Genomic DNA, 5,094 nt, shown 5'->3' on the forward strand with positions numbered 1-5,094 from the left:
GAATAAACTCATAGACTTTTTTAAAATCACGAAATAACTTATAAATAATATTTATAACGGGTTATAAAACTATTGTAATAGCTAAATTTAAGTGAGTAGATATTTATATTATAAAAGATTATAAAAAAAGAAAATAATAAAATTATGACATTTTGTCTTGAAGATTTACATTTTTTTGATAACATAATGGAAAGGGGATTAGAATAAATTTTTAGGAAGGGCAATTGGATGGTGAGAGATCCAATTGTTATGGAGAACTATGGGTAAAGATTTATTCAACGAGAAGAAAAGTCGCTTTTCTCTTCGCAAATTAAATATCGGGGTTTGTTCGGTATTGCTAGGAACACTTATTATGATTGGTGGGACTGCACAAGCAGATGAAAACACTGAAACGACAGCTGCACCGATTACGCCAGTAGCAGAAGCAGGTGAAACGACGGGGTCTTTAGTCGAGACTAGAACAGTCGCAGCGACAAATCCTGTTGCAAGTACAGCAGCTGCAACAAGTGCTGAAGCACCAGCTACTGTCGCAACGCCTGTGACGTCAACAGCACCTGCAACAACTACGGAGAGCGCTACATCACAAGCTGCAGCAACATCAGAAGCACCGGCAAGCACATCAGCAGCTCCAACTTCTGAAACTGCACAAGCATCGACTTCAGAGGCTGCTCAAGCAAGTAATTCTTCTGAAGCTGAAAAACCACGCGTTCGTTCACGTCGTGCGGTTCCTGCTGCAGCATCTACATCTGCAACAGAAGCATCTACTAAGAATGTATCAACTTCAATTGAAGCTGGTGACGAATATGTTACAATTCGTACAGATGCGGCTTCAACTGTTAAGGTAACGGTAGATGGTCAAGAAGTTTCAATTAACGGGGCAGATGGTGTTTATACCTTCAAACGTCCATCAGCAGGTGGTACTGTCGTAGCAACAGCTACAGATGCGTCTGGTAAAAATGCTACGAAACAGTTAATTGTCTCACCAAGTACTGTAAATGGTGTCATTAAACCTAGTGATTCATCACTTACAATTACTAATAAATTTGACACTACTGGTATCACAACTGATAAGGAATCTCCTTACGTTGTTAAGAACGCTGGTGTTGAGTTTAATAAAGTCAATGACGATGGTACCATCTCTCTTACTGGGACATCATGGACGCGTCTTGCGGGTGGATGGGCTAAGGATAAAGCTTTCCCTCTTGGAGCTCATATGATTTTGAACTTCCAAAATCCAACCTTCTATGAAAATATTGAAAAAATCACAATCAAACCAACTTACCAAGGTAAGGAAAAAACATTTACAAGTTACGAAAATGGTTCAGTTTGGTCTGTTCCAATTCAAAATGATACTGTAGCTTCTGGTGGTATTGGGGCAGCTTATGACCACCCAATTACTATTACCTTGAAAAATGGCAAGACCTTAAACGATCTTGGACTTGCAAACACACCATTGTCATTCTCATCTGCATGGATTACAGGTAAGGACTACGGAAAAGTAATTCCTAATAAATTGGTTCGTGAAAGTATTGACAACTCATGGTTTATTGCATCAGATAACGCTAGGAAAACTGCGTCTGATAATGGTTTGACCAACGCCTTTACAGGGACTCCTGGTAAGGGTGTGAATACACAACCAACTCTAAAAGTACTTCCACGTTTTACAAGCGATGGTAAGGCAGATTCAATTGAATTGGTTTATACCATGAAAGTATCTGCGGCTATGGGTGTTGTGAACTTAGGTTCAAATACCTTCCAATCTGTGCCTTATATTGAACAAGAATTGCCTAAGAGTCTCTTGCCATATCTTGATTTGAATGAAACTTATATTTACAAATCTGATGCGGATGGCTCTGCTGTAAGTGGTGTTCAAAAAACTAAGGTTGTCATGGATGCATCAGGGAAACTTGATACACGTAAGACAGATGCCATTAGTATTGCTACAAAATCTAACCCATCACAAAGTGACGTTGATAAGGTTCGTAATTATATCGACAAAAATATCTTAGGTACAGCCTCAGGGCAACTTGGTTCATATACAATTTCTTACAAGATTAAAGACACAGTTGATTCAGTTGAATTGGCTAAGAAATTGAATGCTGAAATCAAGAAAAATAACGGCATGCTTCTCTTTGAGCAATGGATGGAACGTGGTGTTAAACCAAACTTGAATGCTATCCAACGTAGCTGGAAAGGTAATACCGAAGGGGTTCATCAAGGGTCATATGCAAATGCCTTCCTTGATACTAACCTATTGATTGTTAATGCACCTAAGAATCAAACTTATGATGTGACTTACAGTAAATCAGTAGTCACTGCTGGAGACACAACTCAGCCACAAATTCCACTTGTACGTGATGTCGAAGGTAAGGAAGTATCTGTGCCTTCTGGTACAACTTTCAAAGCTGGCACACTTCCAGCTGGAATTGACTCTGTTTCTGTTGATGAAAGTACAGGGGCTATCACAAGTAAGACTTCTGCCAATGCGACTCCTGGCTTGGTAAATGTGCCAATGCTTGTGACATATCCTGATGGAACAACTGAAACAGTCAATGTCCCAATTGAAATCAAGGCTAAACAAACAGATGCTGATAAGTATGAACCAACTGCAAAAAATCAAACCGTTAACGTAGGCGAAACACCAGACGCTAAAGGTTCAATCGGCAATGTTTCAGACCTACCAAGCGGAACAACCTTTGAGTACAAGACACCAGTTGATACAACAACAGCAGGTGAGAAGGACGCAACAGTCGTTGTGACTTATCCAGATGGCTCTAAAGACGAAGTCCCAGTTAAGGTGACAGTCGTAGATCCACGTACGGATGCGGATAAGAACACGCCAACAGCCAAGGATCAAACCGTTAACGTAGGCGAAACACCAGATGCCAAAGGTTCAATTGGCAACGTTTCAGATCTACCAAGCGGCACAACATTTGAGTACAAGACACCAGTAGATACAACAACAGCTGGTGAAAAAGACGCTACTGTTGTTGTCACTTACCCAGATGGCTCTAAGGATGAAGTCCCAGTTAAGGTAACAGTCGTAGATCCACGTACAGATGCGGATAAGAACACGCCAACAGCTAAGGATCAAACTGTTAACGTAGGCGAAACACCAGACGCTAAAGGTTCAATCGGCAATGTTTCCGACCTACCAAGCGGAACAACCTTTGAGTACAAGACACCAGTTGATACAACAACAGCAGGTGAGAAGGACGCAACAGTCGTTGTGACTTATCCAGATGGCTCTAAAGACGAAGTCCCAGTTAAGGTGACAGTCGTAGATCCACGTACGGATGCGGATAAGAACACGCCAACAGCCAAGGATCAAACCGTTAACGTAGGCGAAACACCAGATGCCAAAGGTTCAATTGGCAACGTTTCAGATCTACCAAGCGGCACAACCTTTGAGTACAAGACACCAGTAGATACAACAACAGCTGGTGAGAAGGACGCAACAGTCGTTGTGACTTATCCAGATGGATCTAAGGACGAAGTGCCAGTCACTATCAAGGTTGTAGATCCAAGTACGGATGCAGATAAGAACACACCAACACCTAAGGATCAAACGGTTAACGTTGGTGAAACACCAAAAGCACAAGATTCAATCGGCAATGTTGGTGATCTTCCAGAAGGAACTAAGTTCGAATTCAAGACTCCAGTGGATACAACAACACCGGGCGATAAAGGAACAACAGTTGTAGTGACCTACCCAGATGGTTCAATCGATGAAGTCCCAGTCACTATCAAGGTTGTAGATCCACGAACTGACGCAGACAAAAACACGCCAACTCCTAAAGACCAAACGGTCAATGTTGGTGAAACACCAGATGCTAAGAACTCAATCGGCAACGTCGGAGACCTTCCAGAAGGAACTAAGTTCGAATTCAAGACACCAGTCGACACAACAACAGTTGGTGAAAAAGACGCAACAGTTGTTGTTGCTTATCCAGATGGTTCTAAGGACGAAGTTCCAGTTAAGGTAACTGTTAAAGATCCACGCACAGATGCCGATAAGAATACACCAACAGCTAAGGATCAAACAGTAAACAAGGGCGAAACACCAGATGCTAAGAACTCAATTGGCAATGTTTCCGACCTACCAAGCGGAACAACATTTGAGTACAAGACACCAGTAGATACAACAACAGCTGGTGAAAAAGACGCTACTGTTGTTGTCACTTATCCTGACGGTTCTAAGGATGAGGTTCCAGTTAAGGTAACTGTTAAAGATCCACGCACAGATGCGGACAAGAACACACCAACACCTAAGGATCAAACGGTTAACGTTGGTGAAACACCAGATGCTAAGAACTCAATTGGCAATGTTGGTGATCTTCCAAGTGGTACGAAATTCGAATTCAAGACACCAGTAGACACAACAACACCAGGCGATAAAGGAACAACCGTCGTTGTGACCTACCCAGATGGTTCAATCGATGAAGTCCCAGTCACTATCAAGGTTGTAGATCCACGTACGGATGCGGATAAGAACACACCAACACCTAAGGATCAAACGGTTAATGTTGGTGAAACACCAAAAGCACAAGATTCAATCGGCAATGTAGGTGATTTTCCAGAAGGAACTAAGTTCGAATTCAAGACTCCAGTGGATACAACAACTCCGGGCGATAAAGGAACAACAGTAGTTGTGACTTATCCAGATGGTTCAATTGATGAAGTGCCAGTCACTATCAAAGTTGTAGATCCACGTACGGATGCGGATAAGAACACACCAACACCTAAGGATCAAACGGTTAACGTTGGTGAAACACCAGATGCTAAGAACTCAATTGGCAATGTTGGAGACCTTCCAGAAGGAACTAAGTTTGAATTCAAGACTCCAGTAGATACAACAACACCAGGTGAAAAATCATCAACAGTTGTAGTAACCTACCCAGATGGATCTAAGGATGAAGTGCCAGTCACAGTTAAGGTTGTGGATCCTCGTACTGATGCAGATAAGAACACACCAACACCAAAAGATCAAACAGTCAATGTTGGTGAAACACCAAAAGCTCAAGATTCAATTGGCAATGTTGGTGATCTTCCAGAAGGAACTAAGTTCGAGTACAAGACACCTGTTGACACAAC

1 protein-coding gene is annotated in these 5,094 nt (G+C 42.0%); it reads left to right on the forward strand.

What is annotated here, in order from left to right; all coding sequences use genetic code 11:
• Window positions 1-259 precede the first annotated feature (259 nt).
• Window positions 260-5,094 (forward strand): Rib/alpha-like domain-containing protein (locus H7U01_RS08935; RefSeq protein WP_201041461.1); only part of this gene is annotated, 4,835 nt, incomplete at its 3' end.

The organism is Streptococcus sp. 21.1, assembly GCF_016648635.1.
In the GTDB taxonomy this organism is placed as follows: Bacteria; Bacillota; Bacilli; order Lactobacillales; family Streptococcaceae; genus Streptococcus.